Genomic DNA, 23,622 nt, shown 5'->3' with positions numbered 1-23,622 from the left:
TGCAGTCACCCGCCTGCGCCCGAGGCCCCGGCGGGCAAATCCTCCTTTGCTTACTTTTTAAGGAAGTCCCCGGCTACCGTGATCCCTTCCTGCGCGCTCTCCTTGAGCTTCAGGGCCAGTTCCGCGACCCCGCAGCGGTTGCGCTCCTGGGTAAAGCGGATCAGCATCGGGAGGTTTACCCCGGTCAGCACCTCGACCTTCCCTTCCTGCAGAAAGGAGATGCTCATGTTGGACGGAGTGCCGCCGAACATGTCGGTCATGATGATGGCCCCGTCGCCGGAAACCCGCGCCACGGCCTCCTTGATGGCGTTCATGACGTCCGCAGCCGATGCGTCGTGAGCGATGCCCACCGCCTCGGCCAGTTCCAGCTTTCCTACTATCATCTCCGCCGCGGTCAAAAGCTCACTGGCCACGCCGGCGTGTGCTACCAAAAGCAGTCCTATCATCCCAGCCCCTTCTCTATATCCCTGTGGGAAATTTTTATGTTCACGTTCCGCTGCCGGAAGTAGTGGTACAGCTCTTCTGCGATGGCCACCGAGCGGTGCCTGCCGCCGGTGCAGCCGATGGAAACCGACAGGTAGGACTTCCCTTCCCTGCGGTATCCCGGCAGCAGGAACTCCAGCATGTCCCGGAAACGCTCCAGGAACACGACGGTCTCCTTCTGCTTGAGTACGTAATCGCGCACCCCCGGCTCCAGGCCGGAGAAGTGGCGCAGTTCGGGCACGAAGTACGGGTTGGGGAGAAAGCGCACATCCATGACCAGGTCGCTCTCCAGGGGAAGCCCGTAGCGGAAGCCGAAGGACTGCAGGTTCACCTGCATCTCCAGGGCCCCCTCGCCCCCCTTGACCAGCCCGATCACCACCTCTTTGAGGCGGTGCACGTTCATCTCCGAGGTGTCGATGATGGCGGTGGCGATGCGCCTGAGGCCGGCCAACTGGTCGCGCTCGAAGCGGATCCCCTCCGGGACGCTCGCCCCTTCCAGCGCGGGATGGCGGCGGCGGGTCTCGGAGAAGCGCCGGATCAGCACCTCGTCGGTGGCGTCGAAGTAGAAGATCTTGACGCTGTGCCCGGCCGAGGCGATGGCCTGGAACACCTGGTCGTACCCCTTGATGAAGTCGCGGCTTCTGATGTCCATCACCAGGGCCACGTCCTTGATGTCCTCGCGGGAGTGCTCCACCAGCTCGGTGAAGGTCGTCACCAGCGAGACCGGCAGGTTGTCCAGGCAGAAGAAGCCCTCGTCCTCGAGCGCCTTCACCGCCGTCGATTTTCCCGAGCCGGAGAGGCCGGTTATGATGACGATGCGCATGCTATTCCACCTCGTTGCCCAGGGGGCGGAACTCAAGGCGGGCCAGGAGCTTCTCGTGGAACTCGCGGGCGGAATGGTATCCCATCCCCTTCAGGAGGAAGTTCCTGGCGGCCACCTCGATGATCGAGGTCAGGTTGCGGCCCGGGCGGACCGGTATCTTCACGTGCGGCAGGTCCACGCCCAGGATGGTCTTGACCGGCTCGTCGATCCCCAGCCGCTCGTATTCCTGGTTCGCGTCCCACTCCATGAGTTCCAGGACCATGTCGATGATCTTCTTCTCGCGGATGGAGGAGACCCCGTACAGGTCCTTGATGTTGATGATGCCCAGGCCGCGGATCTCCATGTGGTACTGGATGGTCTCCCCCGCCTGTCCCACCAGCGCCGCCGGCATCTTCTTCTTGATGTGGATCACGTCGTCGGCGACCAGGCGGTGCCCGCGGATGACGAGGTCGAGCGCGCACTCGCTCTTGCCGATGCCGCTCTTGCCCAGAAGGAGCACGCCCACGCCGAGGACGTCCACCAGCACGCCGTGGATATGGGTCGAGGGGAGCAGGCTCTCTTCGAGGAACTTGGTGATCAGGCTGATGAAGGTGGAGGACTGGTGGTGGGTCACCAAAAGCGGGATGCCGGCTGCCTGGGCGCTGCGCTTCAGGAACTCGGGGGGATCCAGCCCCTTGGTGACGATGAAGCAGGCGATAGGATAGCTGCACAGCTTCTCTATGTGCCGTGCGCCGACCTCTTCGGGGATCTGGCTTAAGTAGGAGATCTCGGTGTTGCCCAGCACCTGGACCCGGTCCGGATGCAGGTGCTCCGTATAGCCGGTGAGGGCCAGGCCCGGCTTCTGGATGCGGGAGCTGTAGAGCCGGTTACTCAGGCCCTCTTCACCGCACAGAAGCTGCAGGTCCAGGCCGTAGGCCTTGTCTTCCAACAGGTCCTTGATGCTGAGGCTCATGCTTGTCAATGCTGCGACCTTTCCCCCGTGCACGCGAACAGCCCCAAAAGGGGCCGTTATCACGATGGGAGGCGCCACGGGGACGCCTCCCATCCGCTTTTTCAACCCGGGACTGGGGCTCCGGGTCCTTTTTTCAGCTCAAAAGAGCGTTACGGGTTCTCCGGGGAGATCAGGCCGTAGTTGCCGTCTTTCCTGCGGTACACCACGTTGATGGTCTCGGTGGAGGACTCGGTGTAGACCAGGAAGTCCTTGTGCAAAAGTTCCATCTGCATTACCGCTTCCTCGACGGACATCGGTTTCATGGTGAAGCTCTTGGTCTTGATGATGACCGGGGCCTGGGTCCCTTCCTCGATGCCCTGGGCCTGGACGATCGCCTTCTGCACCTGGCGCTCGCGTGCGTCGGAGGCCGGCTTGTGGGCCTTGATGCGCTCCTTGAAGCGGCGCAGCTGACGCTCGATCTTGTCGGATACGGCGTCGATGGAGGCGTACATGTCGTTGGTCTCTTCCGCGGCCTTGATGGTGATCCCCTTGGCGTTGATGGTCACCTCGGCCATGTGACGGATCTTCTCAACGGTCAAAAATACCTGGACGACAATCGGCTCGTCTATATATTTCTTAACCCGGTCCAGCTTCTCCTCTGCGTAGCTTTTCAGCGCTTCGCTCGGTTCCATGTGCCTGAAAGTCGTGGTTATCTGCATACGAAGTACCTCCCTTTATTGTCAATACACGCGAAGCGCCCGCCGCACGGCGGTGTTCGCGTTTAGAAATGCTTCTTGCGCTCCGAGGACGAACCGATGCGGAGCATCTCGCGGTACTTGGTGACGGTGCGCCGCGCGATGACGATGTTGTGGTCGGACAGGAGCTCCGCCAGGCGCTGGTCCGAGTAGGGGCGCTTGGAGTCCTCGTTGTCCACCAGTTCCTTGATCTTGCTCTTGACGCTCTCGGAAGCGATGAAATCCCCCTCGCCGGTGGAGATCCCCGAGTTGAAGAAGTACTTCAGCTCGAAGAGCCCCTGGGGGGTCTGCATGTACTTGTTGGTGGTGACGCGGCTGATGGTGGACTCGTGCATGCCGATGTCCTCGGCGATGTCGCGCAGAACCAGCGGGCGCAGGTGCTCGATGCCGCGGTCCAGGAAGTCGCGCTGGAACTTGACGATGCTTTTGGCCACCTTGAAGATGGTGCGCTGGCGCTGCTGGATGCTCTTGATGAGCCAGATGGCGGAGCGCATCTTCTCGCCGATGTAGTCCTCGGCCACCTTGTCCACCTGGCGGGTGCTCTTGGTGTCGGGGGCGTAGATCGGGTTGATCCTGAGGTTGGGCATACCCTCGTCGTTCAACATCACCACGTACTCGTCGCCCACCTTGTGCACGAAGATGTCGGCGGAGATGTACTGCACGTCGTCGCTGCCGAAGACCCGGCCCGGCTTGGGGTCGAGTTCGGCGATGATGCGGGTGGCCGCCAGGATGTCGTTCACGTCCACCCCGAGCACCTTGGCCGCCTGCTTGTACTTGTGGCTCTCCAGGTCCTTCAGGTGGTCGCGCAGAAGCGCCTCGACCAGGCTCCCGGACATCCCCAGGCTCGCCACCTGGATCAGCAGGCATTCGCGCAGATCACGGGCGCCGACGCCGACCGGGTCGAATTCCTGGATCCGCTTCAGGACCCCTTCCACCAGCGGCGTCAGCACGCTCTCGGCGAAACCGTCCGCCGCTTCTGCGCTCTGCTCCTCGGGGGCGTCGGCGGCAAGTCCCGCCCACTCCAGGGCCTCCTCGCGGAAGGGGCTGGCCTGGACGCAGGCCGAAGCGATGTCCTCCAGCGTCGCGCGCAGGTAGCCGTCCTCGTCGATGTTGCCGATGATCTCGGCCCCGACCGCCATCTCGCGCTCGGTGAGACGGGTGAGGCTCAGCTGCCAGAGCAGGTGGTCGAACAGGGTGGATTTCTTGGTGAGGAGGTTTTCAAAAGAGGGGCGATCCTCGTCGTCGTAGTACTGCTCGCCGGAACTGTAGTTGTAGCCGTCGATGTAGGAATCCCAGTCGGTGTCCCGGGTCTCTTCGCCGGCACGGACCTCCTGGAAGTCGCTGGCGGCCGTCTCCGGCTCCGCTTCCTTCTCGCGCAGTTCGAGCTGCTCGGGCTCGCGGATCTCCTCCTGTTCGATCACCTCGTCCAGGATGGGGTTTTCCTCCAGCTCCTGCCGCACTACGTCCTGCAGCTCCAGCCGGGAGAGCTGAAGCAGCTTGATGGCCTGCTGCAACTGGGGGGTCATCACCAGTTGCTGACTCATTTTCATCTGCTGGCGCATCTCTATTGCCATAAGTCCTCACAAACCCTTGAAAACCGTAAAAGCTTTAAACCCGTTCTACGTTCTACGTTCTATGTTCTACGTTAAAAGCGGAAAACCTTTGAAAAACCGTGTAATTGATGAGGGCGCGTGCTGTGTGAGAAATGAGCTGTTCTGATGTTCATTGAGCAGCTGTACTCTTTGTTCTCATTATAGCGCAAGCCAAGAACTTTGGCGACCTGCAGTTTGCATTTTAACGTAGAACGTAGAACCTAGAACATAGAACGTCTTTTTTCACGTAGAACGTCTTTTTTCTTTACAGCCTGAACTTGTCGCCCAAATAGATTTCCCGCGCCTTTTTGCTTTGGGAAATCTGTACCGGGTCGCCCACCTCGAGCACCTCGCCGGCGTTCATGATGTACGCCTTGTCGCAGACCCCGAGGGTCTCACGCACGTTGTGGTCGGAGATCAGCACCCCCAGCCCCTTCTCCTTCAGCGCCCTAATGATGTTCTGAATATCGATCACCGCTATCGGGTCGATGCCGGCAAAGGGCTCGTCCAGCAGGATGAAGCTCGGGTCGGTGGCCAGGGCGCGGGCGATCTCGACGCGGCGCCTCTCCCCGCCGGAAAGGGCGTAGCCGCGGCTCCCGGCGATATGCTCGACGCGGAATTCGGCCAGGAGTTCCTCCACCCGCTCCCTGCGCCGCACCGGCTCCAGGTCCATGGTCTCCAGCACGGCAAGGAGGTTTTCCCTTACGGTGAGGCGGCGGAATACCGACGGTTCCTGCGGCAGGTAGCTGATGCCGCGGCGCGCCCTCTGGTACATGGGAAGCCCCGTAATCGGCTCGCCGTTCAGGAAGACCTGCCCCAGGTCGGGACGGGTCAACCCCACCACCATGTAGAAGGTGGTGGTCTTGCCGGCGCCGTTGGGGCCGAGCAGCCCGATCACCTCTCCCGAGGAGATCTCCAGGTCCACCCCCTTCACCACCATGCGCTTGTTGTAGCCCTTCTGAAGCCCCTTGGTGTAGAGGGTGCTACGGCTTGGCACCGACATTCTTTCCTCCCGGATGGATGACCGCTTCCACCCGTTCCTTCGGGCCGCTGGTAACCACGCTCTTCTGCTCGTTGACGTAGTAGGTGATGATCCTGCCGGTCACCACGTCCTCGCCCGAAACCACCTTGGGGTTGCCGTCCAGGATGATGCGCGCCAGCTTGGGATCGTAGATCCCGTGGGCGCCGGTCGCCTGGCGTTCTTCCTGCACGATGCGCACGTTGCCGAACGCCTCCACCTGCGACACCTCGTTGTTGGGGCCGCTGTAGGTGACCACCAGACGGTCCGTGTACAGGGTCATGTCACCCTGGCGGGCGACCACCTTCCCCTCGAACGTTGCCGTCTTCTTCTCGTTATCGGTATTTAGCGTGTCCGACTTTATCTTTAAAGGCTCTTTGTTGTTCGAGCCCTGTGCGGCGTAGCCAGCCGTCGCCAAGGCGAGCAGCAGAGCAAGACAGGAGACGATACGGCGCATCACTTCCCCCCCTGCCGGTACACGGCGCTTACATCCTTCAACAACCTGAACTTCCGAGTCTGCGTGTAGTACTCCATACCTGTCCCTTCCAACTCGCTTCCGATGTCCGTCAACCTGGCCCGCTCCGATGTCTGCAACATGCTGCGCGCCGCGACGTAGTTGACGCGAGGGGCAGAAAAACCGTACCCCTTGCTGCTTTTCCCCTGCACGTTGCCGATGAGGGCGATGTCCCGGGTCCCGTTGTGGTACTGGCCGCTATCGGCCGTTATCACCAACTCGCCGAGCCCCCCCGCCCCATGCACGACCATCCGGACGCGGGAGAGGTAGGAGATGTCGGCCTGCTTGTTATAGTCGGCCCGCTCGGCGGTGAGCTCCCAGTGCTTGATGCCCTGTTTGGTTTCCGTGTAATGGAAATTGTGCAGGGAAACATCCACCTGGAGCGGAAGCTTGCGCACCGACAAGACCGGGGCCACTTCCTGCTGCATACGGAAGACTATGGTGGCAATCACCAACAGGGATGCAACAACTGCCAGGACGCCGAGGAATCGCTTGAAATTATTGAAGTTATGCATGATTTCGCAGGAAGTATAGCATCTAAGAATTTCACTGTAAAGCGCATTTTGGTGCAGTTCTAAAATTTTGGCATAGAGATTGAAGAAGGCGCAAAATCATGGTTGACAGAGTTATTCATGAGAATTCGGGAGCTTAAATGCGCCGCCGGTCACGGAGCGAAAACGGGAGCGGCGGCGCGTGGATGTGTCGGGAAAGGAAACAGAATCAGCAGCGGTTGGCGAGGTACCAGGCATAGGTGTCTTTGAGCCCCTGGTCGAGCTCGATCTTATGGCGCCACCCCAGCTCGTGGATGCGGCTCACGTCGCTGAGCTTTCTGGGGGTGCCGTCGGGCTTGGAGGTGTCGAAGAGAACCTCTCCGGCAAAGCCGACCACTGCAGCGATCCGGCGGGCGAGGTCGGCGATGGTGAGCTCCTGGCCGCTGCCGACGTTGACCGGGTCCCACCCCTCGTACTGCTGCATCAGGAAGAAGGCGGCGCCGGCGACGTCATCCACGTGGACGAACTCGCGGAACGGCGTTCCGGTGCCCCAGATGGTGACGTTTTCCGCCCCGGCCTCCTTGGCCTCGTGGAACCTGCGGATCAGGGCAGGAAGGACGTGGGACGTGGTGAGGTCAAAGTTGTCGTTGGGACCATAGAGGTTGGTGGGCATGGCGCTGATGAAGCGGGTCCCGTACTGGCGGTTGTAGGACTGGCACATCTTGATGCCGGCGATCTTGGCGATGGCGTAGGGTTCGTTGGTCGGCTCCAGCGGGCCGGTGAGCAGCGCCTCCTCCTTGATCGGCTGCGGCGCGAGCTTCGGATAGATGCAGGTGGACCCGAGGAGGAGCAGCTTTTTGACGCCGACCAGGTAACTCGAATGCAGCACGTTGTTCTGGATCATCAGGTTGTCGTAGATGAAGTCGGCGGGGAAGCTGTTGTTGGCGACGATGCCCCCCACCTTGGCGGCAGCCAAAAAGACGTACTCCGGCCGCTCGGCTTCGAAAAACGCGCGCGTCGCCGCCTGGTCGCGCAGGTCGAGTTCGGAACTTTTGCGCAGCACCAGGTTGTGGTAACCCTGGCGCTCCAGCTCCCGCACCAGGGCCGAGCCGACCAGACCGCGATGCCCGGCGACGAAGATCTTGGCGTTACTTTCCATCGGCTCTCAGCTCCCGTTCGGCGATGGCGAGGTCGGACTGGGTCATCATCTTGACCAGCTGTGCGAAGCTGGTCTTTGGCTCCCAGCCGAGTTCGCGCCGCGCCTTGGTGGCATCCCCCAGCAGCAGGTCGACCTCCGCGGGACGGAAGTAGCGCGGGTCGATTTCGATCAGCACCTTGCCCGATTTGGTATCGACGCCCTGCTCCTGTTCCCCCTTCCCTTTCCAGGAAAGCTCCATGCCCAGACTACCGAAGACCTGCTCGGCGAACTCCCTGACGCTGTGGGTCTCGCCGGTCGCCACCACGTAGTCGTCGGGGCGGTCCGCCTGGAGCATGCGCCACATCGCCTCGACGTAATCGCCGGCAAAGCCCCAGTCCCTCTTGGCATCCAGGTTGCCCAGGTAGAGCCGGTCCTGCAGCCCGAGCTTGATGCGCGCGGCGGCGCGGGTGATCTTCCTGGTTACGAAGGTCTCGCCGCGGCGCGGGGACTCGTGGTTGAAGAGGATGCCGTTGCAGGCGAACATGTTGTAGCTTTCGCGGTAGTTCACCGTGATGTAGAAGGCGTAGGCCTTGGCGCAAGCGTAGGGGGAACGGGGGTAGAAGGGAGTGGTCTCCCTCTGGGGGGTCTCCAGCACCTTGCCGTAGAGCTCGGAAGAGGAGGCCTGGTAGAAGCGGGTGGTGATCCCCGCCTCCTGGATCCCCTCCAGGATGCGCACCGCCCCCAGGGCGTCCACCTCGCCGGTGTACTCCGGGACGTCGAAGGAGACGCGGACATGGCTCTGGGCGCCCAGGTTGTAGATCTCGTCGGGATGGATCTCGCGCAGCAGGCGGTTGATGGAGCTCGCGTCGTTGAGGTCGCCGTAATGGAGGAAAAGCCTCGTGTCCGCCTCGTGCGGATCGCGGTAGATGTGGTCGATGCGGCCGGTATTGAAGGAGGAGGAGCGGCGGATCATGCCGTGTACCTCGTACCCCTTGGAAAGCAGGAATTCCGCAAGGTAGGAGCCGTCCTGGCCGGTGATGCCGGTGATAAATGCCTTCTTCATGAGGCCTCCATTAAATTTGATCCAATAATGAATAGCATGCGGCGGCCGTATGGCAACCGGGGGCGCCGAAACTTTATTTGGAAGAGAGGATCTTGTCGATGATGCGACTAGTGGAGCGGCCATCGACGAACTCGATCAACTCGACCCGCCCCCCCATCGATTCGACCAGTTCGCGTCCCACCACCTGGTCCATGCTGTAGTCCCCCCCTTTGACCAGGATGGACGGGCGGAGCGCTTCGATGAGCCGGAGCGGGGTGTCCTCGTCGAAGAGCGCCACGTAGTCCACGCACCCGAGGGCGGCCAGGATGTGCGCCCGTTCCTTCTCCTCGATGAGCGGCCTCCCCTCCCCCTTGAGCCGGCGCACCGAGTCGTCGGTGTTGAGTCCCACCACCAGGAGGTCGCCCAACTCCCGCGCCTTCTGCAGGTACTTCACGTGCCCCACGTGCAACAGGTCGAAGCAGCCGTTGGTGAAGACAACCTTTTTGCCGCGGGCACGCTCGCGGGCCATCAGGTGAGCCAGGACGTCGAGATTCTTGATCTTGGAGTCGCTGTCGCGCAGGGAGTGGCCGACCTCCGCGATGATCTCGCGGGGGGAAACCGTCGAGGTGCCCAGCTTGCCGACCACGATGCCGGCGGCCACATTGGCCACCCAGGCCGCATCCGCGAGAGGCAGCCCGCAGGCAAGCCCCAGGGAGAGGACCGAGATCACGGTATCCCCGGCGCCGGTCACGTCGAAGACCTCGCGGGCCACGGTGGGGATGTGCACCGCCTCCCCCTGTGCCGGGAAGAGCGACATGCCCGCCTCGCTGCGGGTGATGAGGAGGGCGTCCAGTTCCAGGCTGGAGAGGATTTTTCCGGCGGCCAGTTCCAGCGAGGCCTGGTCGGTGATGGCGGTTCCCGAGGCAACCTCCGCCTCCTTGCGGTTGGGGGTGAGCACCGTGGCGCCGCGGTACTTGGCGAAGTCGTCGCCCTTTGGGTCGACCACCACCGGCACGCCCAGTTCGCGCCCCTTGCGGCAGAGCGCGTCGAGCAGAGGCGGGGTGAGCACGCCCTTCAGGTAGTCCGAGACCACCACCACGTCGAACTCGGAGAGGTGCTTGAGGAGGTAGTCGAGCAGTGCCTTTTCGCTGGCGGCGCCGATCGAGGAGCGCATCTCCCGGTCGATCCGGACGATCTGCTGGTTGGCTGCGATCACGCGCGTCTTCTTGCTGGTGGTGCGCTGAGGGTCCTCCACCAGCCCGTCCACCCCGGCCCCCTTCTCCTCCAGGGCGTGGCGCAAGAGTTGGCCGTCTTCATCGGTGCCGATCACCGAACCGACCGAGACCCGGCAGCCGAGGGCGGCGAGGTTATTGACCACGTTGCCCGCGCCCCCTAAGCGCAGGTCCTCTCGCGCCACCTCGACCACCTGCACCGGCGCCTCCGGCGAGATCCGTTCCGCGCGCCCCCACAGGTATTCGTCCAGCATCAGGTCGCCGACGACAAGGGCACGCACGGTGGCGGCGCGTTCGAAAAAGGATTCTACTTCTCTACGATCCATGCAGTCTCCTAAAGCCGTTCAACGTTCAACATTCAATGTTCAATCGGCATCTCTGGCTAAAGTTTTACTGCAAAATACGTTGTACCATTGAAAAACCGACAATACCAATCCTAGGCCTTACGCTGGCTGCTCTTCAAGAACCTGATGAACCCGTTTAGGATATTGCTTATTCTGTTACAGCGCTTCATTACTGCCTCGAAGTTTTTTTGATCAAGATGTCCGATGTCGAGCCCGGCATACGCTAGACTTTTGACTTCTGAGAGAGAGCCACGAGAGATAATGAGGTATTGGACAAACTCTTTGTTACTGCCTCGATCAAAGCCTTCTGCAATGTTGGACATCACCGAAACAGCAGCTCTTTGAATCTGGTCGCGAAATCCGTAGTCCCTGCACCCGCCAAGATGCAGATAGATTTCGCTTACCAACAGCCGTGCTTCTTCCACGAATCAACATCTTCGAACCGCTGTATTCTCACGTCGCCACCTCCGGTACAGGTAAAGCAGTGTAGAAGTTAACGTTGAACGTTGAACGGCCTTAGATTCTATCCAGGATTGCCGCCGCCAGCAGCGGCAGCATGATCTCATGGTGCCCCGTGACCGTGTACCCGCGGCTGTCACCGGAGGTGGGGCGCTTGACGACGTTGACCAACGGCCGGTAGTGCTGCTGCATGTCGAAATTGGCGGTGGTGAAACGGTCGACGTGGTGCCCCAGATTCTGGGCTATGGAAAGGGCCTTCAGGAACACTTCGGGCAACAATACGGCACTGCCGATGTTGAGATAGACGCCGCCGTCACCAAGCTCGGAGACGACGGAGGCGAAGATCTGGAAATCGGTGAAGCTGGCGGCTCCGAATACGGCGCCGTCGGCTGAGGGATGCTGGTGGGTGATGTCGGTGCCGATGGCGACATGCACGGTGACCGGAATCCCCTTCTGCACGCACGCCGCCATCAGGCTCTGTTCACGATAGGGCAACTCGCGCTCAAGTATCATCCGCCCCAACGACTCGCCGTGCCCGAGCCCCTGCGCGACACCCTGCTTGAGCGCCTCGTTGATCTGGGCACCAGTTTCCTCGGCCATGCCGAAGCTGCCGGCGTGCAGCACGGCACCGACATCCTCGCTGGTGGCGCCGATCAGCGCGATCTCGAAGTCGTGGATGGAACCTGAGCCGTTCAGCGCCACGGCGGTGATGACATCTGCGTCGATGAGAGATTTGAGCACCGGTTGCAGGCCGCACTTGATGACGTGCCCCCCCATCGCCATGACCACGGGCTTCCCCTTGGCGCGTGCCGCGACGACGGCATCGATGACACCGTTCAAAGCCTGGGAGCCTAGCTGGTCGGGCATGGCGGCAAGGAGCTCGGCTACGGTCATGCCGGACCTGACGGGCTTGGCGAAGTGCTCCTGCACGTTCATCTTGTTCTTACGGGAGGCTATCGGGTAGGTGCTGACACCAGAAAAATCGAGTGGCCGGTATTTCACAGCGATCCTTTCTGCAGCTTTGATGAGAGATTGGCTCTTGATGATGCTGAGGCAGCGTCGTCCCCTCCCCGGAGGGGGAGGGACGGGGAGGGAGCAATCAGAACACCCCCCTCCCAACCTCCCCCCGCTGGGGGGAGGAGCGGTCGGTATTAAAGCCCGTAGAACTCGCGATACCAGGCGACGAAGCGGTTGATGCCGTCCTCGATGGAGGTGGCGGGACGGAACCCGACATCCCGCATCAGGTCGTCGACGTCGGCATAGGTGGCCGGAACGTCGCCAGCCTGGATCGGGAGCAGGTTCTTCTGCGCTTCCTTGCCCAGGGCCTTTTCCAACACTTCAATAAAGCGCAACAGCTCAACCGGGTTGTTGTTGCCGATGTTGTAGATCTTGTACGGGGCGTAGCTGGTGCCCGGGTCGGGATGGGCGCCACTCCAAGTGGAGTCCTTTGCCGGCACGTTGTCGATGACGCGGGTGACCCCCTCGACGATGTCGTCGACGTAGGTGAAGTCGCGCTGCATCTTGCCGTAGTTGAAGACGTCGATGGGGCGCCCTTCCAGAATGGCCTTGGTGAACAGGAAGAGCGCCATGTCCGGGCGCCCCCACGGTCCATAGACGGTGAAGAAGCGCAGGCCGGTCGTGGGGATGCCGTACAGGCTCGAGTAGGTGTGGGCCATCAGCTCGTTGGCCTTCTTGGTGGCGGCGTAGAGCGAGACCGGGTGGTCGACGTTGTGATGCACGGAGAAGGGCATGGTGGTGTTGGCGCCGTACACCGAACTGGAGGAGGCGTACACGAGGTGCTTGACCCCGTGGTGGCGGCACCCTTCCAGAATGTTCATGAACCCGGAGAGGTTGCTGTCCACGTAGGCGTAGGGATTGATCAGGGAGTAGCGCACCCCGGCCTGGGCAGCGAGGTTGACCACGACGTCGAACTGCTCGCGCTTGAAAAGATCGGCCATGCCTTCCCGGTCGGAGAGCTCCATCTTGACGAAGCGGAAGCCGGGGGTCTCTTCGAGCTGCTTCAGGCGTCCGTACTTCAGGTTGACGTCGTAGTAGTCGTTCAGGTTGTCCAGGCCGACCACTTCGACGCCGGCGGCCAAAAGTCTCTTGCTCAGGTGAAAGCCGATGAAACCGGCGGCACCGGTAACCAGCATCTTCCTCATGACTCCTCCTATGCCGCGGGGGGCGGCCAGATTTCTGGGATGGCAAATATCTACTGGCTGCAACAGGAGGCCGGCATCCGGCGCCGGCTTTGGGCATCGAAGCACCGCGCGCACAGCGGCGGTGCCTGTTTCCCCCTATGCGGAGCGGGGGGTGAAGGTGAACTCGGCCTTGCCCCTCAGCAGGTCCATCAGGAGCGGGCAGACGCCTTCGTCGTTTTTCTCGGCATTGTAGTCGGAGACCAGCTTGGTGTAGTGCCGGTCCACCACGCCGTCGTGGCACTTATAGAGCAGCGCCCCGAAGGCCTGCTCCAGCTCGGCGTGGTCGATCTGGTAGTTGATGATGTCGTCGTAGCTGGTAGCGTCCCCGTACTTGAACACGCCCGGGAAGGACTGGTACCAGGTGTTGCCGAAGATGAGCGCCTTCTTCCCCTTGACGAGCGCCTCCCACCCCACGGTCCCGGTGATGGTGCAGACGAAGAGGGAGCGGTCGGTCAGGGTGTGGGTGTTGGCGAACGAGGGGAGCACCACCACGTTCTTGATGCGCCGCAGGCGGTGGTAGAAGAGCGGCCCCCTGTTGTAGGCCCCCTGCTTCGGGTTCTCCTTGACGTAGATCTTCACGTTGTCCGGCAGGATGCTGGCCAGGCATTCGATGGCGAGCGCCTGGTCCCGGAAGTATCCCCCCAGCGCCGAGGTGGTCATCTCCGGCTGCAGCTGCAGCGGGAAGTAGACGAAGGGGACGTCCAGGTCGTACTCGGCCTTCTCGTACTGGATGATGTGCTCGAAGTACTCCAACTCGTTGACATGGAAGAACCGTGCGAAAGGATCGCGCCACTTGGGCAGCCGCCGGTAAATGTCGTTGGTGCGCTTCAGGATATCGAACAGCTTGACTGGGTTCAACAGGTACGACGGCTTCTTGATGGCCAGGAAGGAGAGGATGTGGCCGATGGCCTTGGCAGTGATCTTGCCGGTCTCCCCCTGCTCCTGCTTCACGTTCTTCATGTAAAAGAGGTCGATTTCCTTGTTCTTCTCGATGTGCGCCGGCGGCGCCTGGTGCTTCTTGGGCTCGAAGCCGCCGTAGGCGTCCATGGACGGCATGGAGAAGAACTTGTTCGGGAACAGCGACTGGGTGACGATGACGATCTTCAGCCCGAGGCTCTTGCCGATCTGGTACAGGATGGTGTCGTAGGCCAGGTGCGGCACGTTGAAGAACAGCATGTGGGTGATGTTGTTCTCGATGACCTTTTCCGCCATGACGTCGAACAGGATGTAGTAGTAATCCAGGTAATCCTGCATGCATGCCAGGTTGTGAGATTTATAGCAGAACTTTTCGTCCCTGCGATGCAGGTGGTCGATGAAAATGGAGATGTCCTTCTCGAAGTCGTCCCGGGTGATCACCGAGTGCAGCAGGCCGTTGAACTTCTGCCCGTCCATGACATGGGTCTTGCCGACCGCCCTGGTCCTCGTCATCCTGGTCATGGACGAGGCCTTGAGATCGGAGTCCTTGTCGCCGACGTGCAGCAGGAACTCGATCTCGTCCTTGTACTGGTCCATGATCTTCTGCAAGATCACGCTGGTGTTCTTAGATGTGGAGACGCACAGGAGCCTCATTGCCATATTCTCAAAACCCTTTCTGAAAGTTGCATCGTCCGCGACGCCACGCCGCAGAGGGAAAAACGACCGGCGCTAGAGCCCGCCCAGGAGATCGAAGGAAAGCGGTGTGCCCCTGCGGATGTCGACCGCGGCGCGCTTGCCCAGGAACGTTTCCAGGTACTTGGTGGGGAGGCCGTTGCCGGGCCTGATGGCACGGACGTTCTTTTCGGTGAACGGCTCGCCTGCCTTGACGTCCTCGACCACGTAGAGCGAGCGCCGGAACACCAGCGACTTCTTCTCCTTCTCGGTCGGGCCGTAGCTGATCCTTCCCAGCGACTGCCAGGCGCGCTCGGTCTCGACCACCAGGCTCTTCAGCTCTTCCGGCTCCAGCGAGAAGGTGGAATCGACCCCGCCGTCGGCGCGGCGCAGGGTGAAGTGCTTCTCGATCACGGTGGCGCCGAGTGCCACCGCCGCCACCGAGACCCCCACCCCCATGGAGTGGTCGGAGAGCCCGATCTCACAGTCGAAAAGATCGCGCAGGTGCGGGATGGTGCGGGCGTTGGTGTTTTCCGGGGTGCTCGGGTAGGTGCTGGTGCACTTCAGGAGCACCAGGTCGCGGCAGCCCGCCTCGCGGGCCGCGCGCACCGTCTCGTCCAGCTCGGCGAGGCTCGCCATGCCGGTGGAGATGATGACCGGCTTCCCGGTCGCCGCCACCCTGCGGATCAGCGGCAGGTCGGTGTTCTCGAAGGAAGCGATCTTGTAGCAGGGCGCGTCCAGCTCTTCCAGAAAGTCGACGCTGGTGGCGTCAAACGGGGTACTGAAGCAGATAAGCCCAAGCTCGCGGCAGCGGTCGAAGATCGGCTTATGCCACTCCCAGGGGGTGTGCGCCTCCTGGTACAGGTCGTAGAGGGAGCGCCCCTTCCAGAGGCTCTTGGGGTCCTCGATGAAGAACTCCCCTTCCTTGATGTCGAGCGTCATGGTGTCGGCGGTGTAGGTCTGCAGCTTCAGGGCGTGCGCGCCGGACGCGGCCGCGGCCTCGACGATCTCCAGGGCCCGCTCCAGGGACTGGTTGTGGTTGCCCGACATCTCCGCGATGATGAACGGCGCGTGGTCGGGACCGATGGACCTGCCCCCGATCTGGATAGAACTCATTGTGCTGCGTCCTCCCGGAATATCTTTGCCGCCAACGCTTCCTTGTTGGCGAGCCAGTTCTCTTTGAAAGTGCCGAAAACAACCACGTCCTCGTAGCGCCCGTTCTTCAGCACGTGCTGCACCAGGCGCCCCTCCTGCGCGAAGCCCAGGCGGGTGTGGTACTTGATGCTCCCCTCGTTGAAGGCGAAGGCCTCGGCGCAGAGCTTCCTGAAGCCCTGCTGCTCGAAGATGTACTCCTGGGCGAGAAAGCCCATCACCGTGCCGCAGCCGCGCGGCAGCTCCACGTCGCCCAGGTAGAAGCCCCAGTGGCAGCGGTTGGAGTGGCGGTCGATCTGGTTGAAGCTCTTCAGCCCGACCGGACGGCCCTGGTATTCGAAGATGAGGGTGGCGGGGAATTCCGCGTCGCGGGTACGGGCGAACCAGGCCCGGTGCTCCTCGGGAGCGATCAGGTGGTCCGTGTACATGTAGGAGCGCACGCGCTCGGAGTTGCGCCAGGAGAGGACCAGATCGAGGTCACGCTCTTCGATGGGGCGCAGGTTGAACTCTTCAGGGCGCATCTGTCACCTCGATGTTTTTACTTCTTCTCTTCCCGCCAGGCCCGGAACATCAGCTCCGCGCGGTGCCAATCTTCCAGGGTGTCGATGTCCTGCACCTGGTGGCGCGGCAGAAGGACGGGAACCGCCTTTTCTGAAAAAATCTTCTCCTCGGCGATCCAGGCCTCCGCGCTTCCCCAGTAGAACTGCCCCGCGTCGTGGAAGGCCTCCTCGAGGTCCTGGGAGCGGGTGCCGAACTGGGCGGGGTCGAACATGCCGACGCGGCCGTTGCCGTCGATCCTGATGGCGCGCTGGATCGGGAAGGGGTAGCTGGTCACCGAGAAGGCGTAGGAGCAGCCGGCGTTCGTGATCAGGTCCAGGCCGCGCTTCAGATCCGCCGAGGTCACGAAGGGGGCGGTGGCGTAGATGCAGCAGGCGTACTCGGGGCGCTCCCCCTCGTTGGCCACCCACTCGACGGCGTGCCGGATCACCGGGATGGTGCCGGTATGGTCGTCGGAAAGCTCCGCGGGGCGCAGGAAAGGAACCTCCGCCCCGAACTTTTTGGCCACCTCGGCAATCTCGGCATCGTCGGTGGAAACCAGCACCCGGCTGAAGCAGCCGCTTTCAAGCGCCGCCTCGATGGACCAGGCGATCATCGGCTTGCCGCAGAACTCCTTGATGTTCTTGCGGGGGATGCGCTTGCTGCCGCCCCGGGCCGGGATGATGGCGATGTTCACGACAGCGCCTCTTTGAGCGCCGCGACCACCCTATCCTGCTGCTCGTCGGAGAGGCTGGAGAACATGGGGAGGCTGATCGCCTCGGCGTAGTAGCGCTCGGACTCGGGGAAGTCGCCCGGCTTGAAGCCCAGGCGCCGGTAGTAGGGCTGGGTGTGCACCGGGATGTAGTGCAGGTTGACCAGGATTCCCTGGCCGCGCAGCGATTCGAACACCTCGCGGTGACTCTTGGAGATCTGGTCCAGCTTGAGCCGGATCACGAAGAGGTGCAGACCGGAGTAGCTGTCCGGGTGCTGGTAAGGGGTCACCACCGGGAGCTGAGCCAGCAGTTCGTCGTAGCGCGCCGCCAGGCGGTGCCGCGCCGCCACGAACTCGTCCAGGCGGCTCATCTGGCTAAGGCCGAGTGCCGCCTGCAGGTCGGTGATGCGGTAGTTGAAGCCGAGCTCTATCTGCTGGTAATACCAGGGGCCGTCGCTTTCCCATTCCATGAAGGCGGGGTCGCGGGTGATGCCGTGGCTTCTCAGGCGGATCAGGCGGTCGTAGAGGTCCTTCCTGTTGGTGAGCACCATGCCCCCTTCCGCCGTGGTGATGATCTTCACCGGGTGGAAGCTGAACACGGTCATGTCGGAGAAGCGGCAGCCGCCGATCGCCTCGCCCTTATACTTGCCGCCGATGGCGTGGGAGGCGTCCTCGATGACGGCAAAACCGTACTCGCGGGAGAGCGCGGCGATCTTGTCCATCTCGCAGGGCTGCCCGGAGAAGTGCACCGGGACCACCACCCTGGGGAGCGTCCCCTCCGCCTTGGCCTGGACCAGCTTCTTTTCCAGTTCCGACGCGGAGAGGTTGTAGGTGCGGGGATCGATATCCACGAAGTCGACACCCGCGCCGCAGTACAGGCCGCAGTTGGCCGAGGCGACGAAGGTGTTGGGGGTGGTCCAGAGGGTGTCCCCCTCGCCCAGTTCGGCGGCGAGGCAGGCGATGTGCAGCGCGGAGGTGGCGCTGTTCACGGCCACCGCGTACTTCGCGCCGCAATACTGCGCCACCGCCTGTTCGAAGCGCTCGATGGACGGCCCTTGCGTCAGCCAGTCGGAACGCAGGACGTCAACAACCGCCTGGATGTCGGCCTCGGAGATGGACTGCCGGCCGTAGGGGATCGGTGCCTGTTTCACGCCCAGCCTCCTAGTAGGTGAAGTTCGGATCGACGTGGGCCTTGATCAGCTCGCGCAGTTCCTCGACGTTGAGCCACTCGCTGTTGGTGCCGGAGTTGTAGCAGAAGCCGTCCTGGCACAGCTTGCCGTTGAAGGCGGCGGCGAACTTGTCCACGTCCCAAAGCGGGATGGAGGGGAGGATGACGAAGTACTTCTCGAACTCGACGGTGGAGATGGCGTCGGTCATGGTGATCATCTCTTCGTGCAGCTTCTCGCCCGGGCGGATGCCGACGACCTCGCGCTTGCAGTTGGGGCCGATCGCCTCGGCGATGTCGTTGATGCGGTAGCTCGGGATCTTGGGGACGAAGATCTCGCCGCCCCACATGTTCTCCAGCGCGTAGAGCACCAGCTTGACGCCGTCCTCGAGGGTGATGTTGAAGCGGGTCATGCGCTCGTCGGTAATGGGGAGGACGCCGGTGCTCCTCTTGTTCATGAAGAAGGGAATGACGGAACCGCGGCTCCCCATGACGTTGCCGTAGCGAACCACGGAGAACTTGATGTCGTGCTTGCCCTTGAAGTTGTTGCCGGCGACGAAGAGCTTGTCGGAGCAGAGCTTGGTGGCGCCGTAGAGGTTGATCGGTGCGGCGGCCTTGTCGGTGGAAAGGGCAACGACCTGCTTCACGCCGCGCTCGATGGCGGCCTCGATGACGTTCTGCGCGCCGTGGATGTTGGTCTTGATCGCCTCGAACGGGTTGTACTCGCAGGCCGGGACCTGCTTCAAGGCCGCGGCGTGGATGACGATGTCGATCCCTTCCATGGCCTTGGAGAGACGCTCGCGGTCACGCACGTCGCCGATGAAGTAGCGGATCTGCTTGTACTTGTCGTGGGAAAACTGCTGCGACATCTCGAACTGCTTCAGTTCGTCGCGGGAATACACCACGACCCGCTCGATCTCCGGGTAAGCGGTGAGAATGGTTTCCACGAACTTCTTGCCAAACGACCCGGTGCCACCGGTAACCAGAATGCTGCGATTTTTTAACACGTTCGTCCCTCGCTTGTTTATTTCGATTAATATCTTTCAGGCCGGACGGCAGCGCCGTCCCCGCCTACTACTTTGACTCTGGCCCGAGCCCTGTCGACAGGCTCCGGGCAAAACAACGCACAACATAGCAGAAACGCCACAAAAAAGCGAGTAAGGACAGCATCCCCCTCGCCATTTGTTAAAGCTTTCCTTCCCAAGGCGTTTCAGTACATGTCGTAGACCAGGTATCTGTTCTTCTTGTGCGCGGCCGACTCGCGCAAAGCCTTGAGGTCGCAGACCTCGTTCAAGGCCGAGCCGGCTTCGAGCATCCTGATCAACATGTTGAGATACACCGATTGGCTGCCATGAAATCCATCTATGGCCTCAACGTCGCTTGATCCGGCTGCACCCATGCTACTGAAGTCGTAGAACTCATAGCCGTAGTCACGGAGCACCGACGCCAGCAGGGGGGACAATTCCTTAAGGTACTGGAACTTACCGCCTTCCTGCATTTTGCGGTACGCGGTGTCAGAAAACGGCGGTAAAAATGCCACCACGTGGATCTTCTTCTTGTGGCAGAAATCTAGGAATGGTTTGAGTTGGCGCACCGCCTCGCCGTTAACGTGGTCGCCATAACTGAAAATGGTGTCGCCCTTCTCGATCCTCTTCACTGTGTTCTTGAACTGGTAGTCGTCCGCAGACTTGGCTCCAGCAAGGAGTCTCTCGATCTGCCCACCGTAGTGCATACTGCCGTCATTCAAGAAGCCGGTCTTGTTGGCAAAGGCGTTGAAACCGACTTTCTCTAGCGGAGCCGATCCCTTCCCGGCACTACAGACTACGCCTCTGCCGGCAAGAAGGACATCATCAGGGGCAAGGGAACCATCAAATATTTTCCTATAGACGTTGCCCGATGCCCTGACTGCGGAGAAGAAATCCATCTGCTTGTAGGCTGTGAAGTCCACCTTCGCCGGCGCACCATCGACGGGGGTGGCTTTCTTGTTGAACATCCACTGGTCGAACCCGACAACCAGCACTTTCGGCAACCGGTCCGCCGGAAGCGCGGACAGGAAAGCAAGATAATGAGGCACCGAAGTGACGGTGTAGCCCGCGTTGTAGAAACTGCCTCGAACAAACATCTTGTCACGGAACTGCAGCACTCGCGACGAGCCAAGGGCGACGACGTCCCTTCGTGGGAGGGTACTCAGGGTTTTCAGCTTTAGGTACTTGTACGGAGACTCGTTAAAGCGGAACCCCACCTGCTGCGGGACGCCACGCACCGTGTTACTAACCATGCGATCGACGTCAAAACGGAACTCGCCGGTGCCAAGCAGCACCCAGAACGGGATGGCTAGGTACAGGGCGTAGGGCAAAGCGAGAAAAACTATTTTCTTGAGCAACCGTTTCATCGAAGCCTTTGCTTTAGAAGTTGAAGTAGATGAAATGCCCTTGGGACTCGCCCCCTAGGAGGATAAGCGCCAACAACAGAGCGTTGTAACAGAGCCACCTGAGCGCGCAGTAGCGGTTCCAGATGATCAGCGCCTGCTCGTTACGCGCCAACACCCCATAAGCCGCCACCACGACACCGGCAACTAGAACAACTCCTGCTTTCTGGGCATGAAAGCCGTGCACCAACACCTTGTGCAGCCCGTTGTCGGCTGAAACAAACGGGAAGCGGCAGATGTACAACGCGTCGCTCAGGCTGTTGACGCGGAAGAAGACCCAGGCGAAGCAGACCAGGTGGAAGGTGACCAGCATCTGCCAGTACTTCAGGTACGGGCTCTTCTGGATGCCGAGCTTCTGGTAGAGCTTTTTCTGGTACGGCTTATAGAAGACGGAGCAGGCCATGTAGAGGCCGTGGAGGCCGCCCCAGATGACGAAGCCCCAGCTCGCGCCGTGCCAGATGCCGGAGACCAGGAAGGCGGCGACCAGGGCCAGGGCGGTGCCCCAGGTCCTCCAGTCCCGCCACTGCATCTGCAGCGGCTTGAAGATGTAGTCCAGGATCCAGCGCGAGAAGCTGATGTGCCAGCGGCGCCAGAAGTCGGCGACCGAGGTGGCGAGGTAGGGGCTGTTGAAGTTCTGGGTCAGGTTGATATTGAAGAGCCGCGCCGTCCCCAGCGCCATATCGGTGTAGCCGGAGAAGTCCATGAAGATCTGGAAGGCGTAGGCGTAGGTGCCGAGCAGCAGTTGCATTCCGTTCGCGGCGTGAATGTCGTTGTACACGGCGTCGGCGTAGATGCCGAGCCGGTCCGCGAGGACCATCTTCTTGAACAGGCCCCAGGCGAAGAGCAGCATGCCGTAGCGCATGTTGTCGTAGTCGAAGCGGTACGGGGTCTTCAGTTGCGGCAGCAGGTCGCCGGTCCGCTCGATGGGCCCCTGCAGCAGTTTCGGGAAGAAGGAGAGGTAAAGGGCGAAGTACCCGAAATGCGGCTCGGGCTCCTCGATTTCGAAATAGATGTCGATGAGGTAGGAAATCGCCTGGAAGACGTAGTACGAGACGCCTATGGCCACCAGCGCACGGACCGCCGGAACCTGCAACTCAAGGGAGAAGAACTGGGTGACTGCTCTCAGGTTCTCCGAGAGGAAGGGAAGGTACTTCATCGCCACCAGCACCAAGACGTTGGCCGCGATCCCGCCCCAGAGGAGCATGCGCTTCGTCCCCGGCGCCTGGGCCCGGTGCAGCCAGATCCCGAAGCAGTAGGTGGTCACCGCCACCAGTGCCAGGACCGCCGGCAGATAGGGGACCTTGAGGGCAGCGTAGAACCCGAAGCTTGCCGCCAGCAGCACGCCCCAGCGCGCCCTATCGCCCACCAGGTAGAAGACGAGGTACACCGCCGGCAGGAAGAGAAAATAGTCCAGCGAGTTGAAAGGCATCCAGGTTACTGCACTTTCGCCGCGATGCAGTTCAGCAGGTCGCCGATGTTCTTGAAGGTGAGCACCTCTTTGTGGGTAAAGCGGATACCGAAGGTGGTTTCCACCGCCACGATGAGGTTCACATGGGACAGAGAATCCCAGCCGTCGATGTCGTCGGCGGTCATCTCGGGGGCGATGCGGATGTCTTCATCGTCAAATACCTGGCAAAAAACCTCGTTCAGCCTCTCCTGCAGTTCCATTTCAAATCTCCATTTCAATAGATTAGCCAGAATCTTCCGCGACTTCCCTCTCCCTCTGGGAGAGGGTGCCCGAAGGGCGGGTGAGGGAGGTGCCCCGAAGCGGGATCATTGCCTATTACAGCGCCCTCACCCCGCCCTCTCCCGGAGGGAGAGGGGGATGGGCATCTTGGCGGAAGATAGTCGCTAATCGGTTTTATATGGCGGCCCGGGCCGCCCTTGCTCAAACGTTTGCGGAAGGTGCCAGCAGGCGCAGTACGCCAGCCAGCATCGCCTCAACCTTGATGCTGTCGCGGCACTTGGCGTCCTTGTCGCAGTGCGCCCGGAGACACCCGGCGCAGTGCATGGGCGACTGCAGGGCCACGTGGGCATCGCCGCGCGGTGCGCTCCTCTTGGCGAGCGTGCCGCGGTAGAACGACACCGTCGGCGTGCCGAGAGTTGCGGCCATCTGTACCAGGCCGGCGTCCCCCCCGACGACAAGATCGACCTTCTTCAAGAGTGCGGCCATCCCCTTCAGGGACAGGCGGTCCAGCACCCGGCACCCCGTTCCGATGGCGGCGGCCAGGGAGAAGGCGGCCTGACGCTCCGCCTCGCTCTCCCAGGGGAGCAAAATGGTGGCGTCGTGGAAGCGGTCCAGCACCTCCCGCCCCAGTTCGGTCCATCCCTTTTCGCTCCAGGCCTCGGTCGGCTGCGTAGCGCCGTGGTGGAAAACAAAAACCAGCCCGTCCGCCAGCGTGGCGAGCAGCGCCTCTGCGTTGGCCTCGTCCTCGGGAGAGTTGACCAGGTGGCCGGAAAGCTCCATGGTGCGGAAATCCTTGGCAAATGGGATGCTGGCCAGGCGCAGGCAGCGGTCGATGTTGTGGTACTCCTGCCGGCGCACCGGGATCAGGCGCGTGTTGCACCAGGTGTTCAGCGGCTCGAGGACGGCATCACGCTCGAAGCCGAGCCGGTCCGCGCAGCCGGAGTACCGGGAGATCACCCCGCTGACCAGATCCCCCTGAAGGTCGAAGACCATGTCGTAGGCCCGCTCGCACAGGGTCTTGCGCAGGGCCGACACGCCGCGCCAGGTCTTAGCCGAGAAGCGTTGTTTGCGCCACTGCGCCGCCGGGACCGGGTGCACCTGGCTCAGCTGCGGATGCCCCGCCAGCAGTCCCTGGAGGCTTTCCTCGATCACCCAGTCGATCTCGACACCGGGCACCGCCTGGTGCAGAAAGTCGAGCACCGGCAGGGTCTGGATGACGTCTCCCAGGGAGGATGGTTTTATGATCAGTACGCGCATTTCTCTTTCACTCACACAAAGTGTTTCCCGAAGTGTTCCCTCTCCCTCCGGGATAGGGAGATGAAGGCACTTCC

General features: G+C 61.6%; 24 protein-coding genes. All 24 read right to left on the bottom strand.

Translation table 11 applies throughout. The annotated features are described in order from the left end of the window. Positions 1-50: 50 nt before the first annotated feature. Entirely contained in the window at positions 51-446 is a 396-nt protein-coding gene (locus tag JFN91_RS17100; protein ID WP_199390405.1) for a PTS sugar transporter subunit IIA, read from the bottom strand. After that, complete coding sequence (rapZ, locus tag JFN91_RS17095; protein WP_199390404.1) at positions 443-1,306, bottom strand: RNase adapter RapZ; 864 nt, start codon at positions 1,304-1,306, stop codon at positions 443-445. Before rapZ ends, JFN91_RS17100 begins: the two co-directional genes overlap by 4 nt. A gap of 1 nt (position 1,307) precedes the next feature. Next, positions 1,308-2,258, bottom strand: a complete 951-nt coding sequence (gene hprK, locus JFN91_RS17090; protein ID WP_183349771.1) for an HPr(Ser) kinase/phosphatase — start codon at positions 2,256-2,258, stop codon at positions 1,308-1,310. Between the two features lie 149 nt (positions 2,259-2,407). Next, positions 2,408-2,956, bottom strand: coding sequence for a ribosome hibernation-promoting factor, HPF/YfiA family (gene hpf / locus JFN91_RS17085; protein WP_183349769.1), 549 nt, complete (start codon positions 2,954-2,956; stop codon positions 2,408-2,410). A gap of 62 nt (positions 2,957-3,018) precedes the next feature. Then, a complete protein-coding gene (gene rpoN, locus JFN91_RS17080) occupies positions 3,019-4,566 on the bottom strand; it encodes an RNA polymerase factor sigma-54 (protein ID WP_199390403.1) in 1,548 nt (515 codons plus the stop codon). Between the two features lie 283 nt (positions 4,567-4,849). After that, entirely contained in the window at positions 4,850-5,587 is a 738-nt protein-coding gene (lptB, locus tag JFN91_RS17075) for an LPS export ABC transporter ATP-binding protein (protein WP_199390402.1), read from the bottom strand. Beyond that, a complete protein-coding gene (gene lptA, locus JFN91_RS17070) occupies positions 5,568-6,059 on the bottom strand; it encodes a lipopolysaccharide transport periplasmic protein LptA (RefSeq protein WP_199390401.1) in 492 nt (163 codons plus the stop codon). The genes lptB and lptA overlap by 20 nt, the downstream gene beginning before the upstream one ends. Then, positions 6,059-6,631, bottom strand: a complete 573-nt coding sequence (gene lptC, locus JFN91_RS17065) for an LPS export ABC transporter periplasmic protein LptC (RefSeq protein ID WP_199390400.1) — start codon at positions 6,629-6,631, stop codon at positions 6,059-6,061. The genes lptA and lptC overlap by 1 nt, the downstream gene beginning before the upstream one ends. A gap of 205 nt (positions 6,632-6,836) precedes the next feature. Continuing rightward, entirely contained in the window at positions 6,837-7,766 is a 930-nt protein-coding gene (fcl, locus tag JFN91_RS17060; protein ID WP_199390399.1) for a GDP-L-fucose synthase, read from the bottom strand. After that, a complete protein-coding gene (gene gmd, locus JFN91_RS17055; protein ID WP_199390398.1) occupies positions 7,756-8,808 on the bottom strand; it encodes a GDP-mannose 4,6-dehydratase in 1,053 nt (350 codons plus the stop codon). The genes fcl and gmd overlap by 11 nt, the downstream gene beginning before the upstream one ends. 73 nt (positions 8,809-8,881) lie before the next feature. After that, on the bottom strand, positions 8,882-10,345 hold the full coding sequence (gene hldE / locus JFN91_RS17050) for a bifunctional D-glycero-beta-D-manno-heptose-7-phosphate kinase/D-glycero-beta-D-manno-heptose 1-phosphate adenylyltransferase HldE (RefSeq protein WP_199390397.1): 1,464 nt from the start codon (positions 10,343-10,345) through the stop codon (positions 8,882-8,884). 110 nt (positions 10,346-10,455) lie between these two features. Further along, complete coding sequence (locus JFN91_RS17045) at positions 10,456-10,788, bottom strand: four helix bundle protein (RefSeq protein WP_328747379.1); 333 nt, start codon at positions 10,786-10,788, stop codon at positions 10,456-10,458. A 91-nt stretch (positions 10,789-10,879) separates the two neighbouring features. After that, positions 10,880-11,824 carry a hypothetical protein gene (locus JFN91_RS17040; RefSeq protein WP_199390396.1) on the bottom strand — a complete coding sequence of 315 codons (945 nt, stop codon included), beginning with the start codon at positions 11,822-11,824 and terminating at the stop codon, positions 10,880-10,882. 149 nt (positions 11,825-11,973) lie between these two features. After that, complete coding sequence (locus JFN91_RS17035) at positions 11,974-12,984, bottom strand: NAD-dependent epimerase (RefSeq protein ID WP_199390395.1); 1,011 nt, start codon at positions 12,982-12,984, stop codon at positions 11,974-11,976. Between the two features lie 135 nt (positions 12,985-13,119). After that, positions 13,120-14,598 (bottom strand): capsular polysaccharide export protein, LipB/KpsS family, encoded by a 1,479-nt coding sequence (locus JFN91_RS17030; RefSeq protein ID WP_199390394.1) that lies wholly within the window; start codon positions 14,596-14,598, stop codon positions 13,120-13,122. A 69-nt stretch (positions 14,599-14,667) separates the two neighbouring features. Continuing rightward, on the bottom strand, positions 14,668-15,726 hold the full coding sequence (pseI, locus tag JFN91_RS17025; RefSeq protein ID WP_199390393.1) for a pseudaminic acid synthase: 1,059 nt from the start codon (positions 15,724-15,726) through the stop codon (positions 14,668-14,670). Then, positions 15,723-16,283: a UDP-4-amino-4,6-dideoxy-N-acetyl-beta-L-altrosamine N-acetyltransferase gene (pseH, locus tag JFN91_RS17020; protein ID WP_183349744.1), complete on the bottom strand. Its 561-nt coding sequence runs from the start codon at positions 16,281-16,283 to the stop codon at positions 15,723-15,725. The genes pseI and pseH overlap by 4 nt, the downstream gene beginning before the upstream one ends. A gap of 17 nt (positions 16,284-16,300) precedes the next feature. Then, positions 16,301-16,996: a pseudaminic acid cytidylyltransferase gene (gene pseF / locus JFN91_RS17015; protein ID WP_199390392.1), complete on the bottom strand. Its 696-nt coding sequence runs from the start codon at positions 16,994-16,996 to the stop codon at positions 16,301-16,303. Beyond that, complete coding sequence (pseC, locus tag JFN91_RS17010; protein ID WP_199390391.1) at positions 16,993-18,162, bottom strand: UDP-4-amino-4,6-dideoxy-N-acetyl-beta-L-altrosamine transaminase; 1,170 nt, start codon at positions 18,160-18,162, stop codon at positions 16,993-16,995. Before pseC ends, pseF begins: the two co-directional genes overlap by 4 nt. A gap of 10 nt (positions 18,163-18,172) precedes the next feature. Further along, entirely contained in the window at positions 18,173-19,183 is a 1,011-nt protein-coding gene (gene pseB / locus JFN91_RS17005; protein ID WP_199390390.1) for a UDP-N-acetylglucosamine 4,6-dehydratase (inverting), read from the bottom strand. A gap of 203 nt (positions 19,184-19,386) precedes the next feature. Then, complete coding sequence (locus tag JFN91_RS17000; protein WP_199390389.1) at positions 19,387-20,568, bottom strand: hypothetical protein; 1,182 nt, start codon at positions 20,566-20,568, stop codon at positions 19,387-19,389. A 13-nt stretch (positions 20,569-20,581) separates the two neighbouring features. Then, the gene (locus tag JFN91_RS16995; protein ID WP_199390388.1) at positions 20,582-22,033 is read right to left on the bottom strand and encodes an MBOAT family O-acyltransferase; all 1,452 of its coding nucleotides are present in this window, start codon (positions 22,031-22,033) and stop codon (positions 20,582-20,584) included. A 5-nt stretch (positions 22,034-22,038) separates the two neighbouring features. Further along, positions 22,039-22,272, bottom strand: a complete 234-nt coding sequence (locus JFN91_RS16990) for an acyl carrier protein (protein WP_199390387.1) — start codon at positions 22,270-22,272, stop codon at positions 22,039-22,041. Between the two features lie 220 nt (positions 22,273-22,492). Continuing rightward, complete coding sequence (gene waaC, locus JFN91_RS16985) at positions 22,493-23,563, bottom strand: lipopolysaccharide heptosyltransferase I (RefSeq protein ID WP_328747371.1); 1,071 nt, start codon at positions 23,561-23,563, stop codon at positions 22,493-22,495. Between the last annotated feature and the right edge of the window lie 59 nt (positions 23,564-23,622).

This window comes from Geomonas anaerohicana, assembly GCF_016458305.1.
GTDB classification, from domain to species: domain Bacteria; phylum Desulfobacterota; class Desulfuromonadia; order Geobacterales; family Geobacteraceae; genus Geomonas; species Geomonas anaerohicana.
Note: the sequence above shows the minus strand (reverse complement) of the source record. Positions and strands in the feature narration are given on the sequence as shown.

Coding starts and splice junctions, on each gene's coding strand:
- pseI (WP_199390393.1), bottom strand. CDS start 15,726: ATGAGTTCTATCCAGATCGGGGGCAGGTCCATCGGTCCCGACCACGCG.
- rpoN (WP_199390403.1), bottom strand. CDS start 4,566: ATGGCAATAGAGATGCGCCAGCAGATGAAAATGAGTCAGCAACTGGTG.
- JFN91_RS17000 (WP_199390389.1), bottom strand. CDS start 20,568: ATGAAACGGTTGCTCAAGAAAATAGTTTTTCTCGCTTTGCCCTACGCC.
- lptC (WP_199390400.1), bottom strand. CDS start 6,631: ATGCATAACTTCAATAATTTCAAGCGATTCCTCGGCGTCCTGGCAGTT.
- JFN91_RS16990 (WP_199390387.1), bottom strand. CDS start 22,272: ATGGAACTGCAGGAGAGGCTGAACGAGGTTTTTTGCCAGGTATTTGAC.
- hldE (WP_199390397.1), bottom strand. CDS start 10,345: ATGGATCGTAGAGAAGTAGAATCCTTTTTCGAACGCGCCGCCACCGTG.
- JFN91_RS17030 (WP_199390394.1), bottom strand. CDS start 14,598: ATGGCAATGAGGCTCCTGTGCGTCTCCACATCTAAGAACACCAGCGTG.
- hprK (WP_183349771.1), bottom strand. CDS start 2,258: ATGAGCCTCAGCATCAAGGACCTGTTGGAAGACAAGGCCTACGGCCTG.
- JFN91_RS17035 (WP_199390395.1), bottom strand. CDS start 12,984: ATGAGGAAGATGCTGGTTACCGGTGCCGCCGGTTTCATCGGCTTTCAC.
- lptB (WP_199390402.1), bottom strand. CDS start 5,587: ATGTCGGTGCCAAGCCGTAGCACCCTCTACACCAAGGGGCTTCAGAAG.
- lptA (WP_199390401.1), bottom strand. CDS start 6,059: ATGCGCCGTATCGTCTCCTGTCTTGCTCTGCTGCTCGCCTTGGCGACG.
- gmd (WP_199390398.1), bottom strand. CDS start 8,808: ATGAAGAAGGCATTTATCACCGGCATCACCGGCCAGGACGGCTCCTAC.
- JFN91_RS16995 (WP_199390388.1), bottom strand. CDS start 22,033: ATGCCTTTCAACTCGCTGGACTATTTTCTCTTCCTGCCGGCGGTGTAC.
- JFN91_RS17100 (WP_199390405.1), bottom strand. CDS start 446: ATGATAGGACTGCTTTTGGTAGCACACGCCGGCGTGGCCAGTGAGCTT.
- hpf (WP_183349769.1), bottom strand. CDS start 2,956: ATGCAGATAACCACGACTTTCAGGCACATGGAACCGAGCGAAGCGCTG.
- pseH (WP_183349744.1), bottom strand. CDS start 16,283: ATGCGCCCTGAAGAGTTCAACCTGCGCCCCATCGAAGAGCGTGACCTC.
- rapZ (WP_199390404.1), bottom strand. CDS start 1,306: ATGCGCATCGTCATCATAACCGGCCTCTCCGGCTCGGGAAAATCGACG.
- fcl (WP_199390399.1), bottom strand. CDS start 7,766: ATGGAAAGTAACGCCAAGATCTTCGTCGCCGGGCATCGCGGTCTGGTC.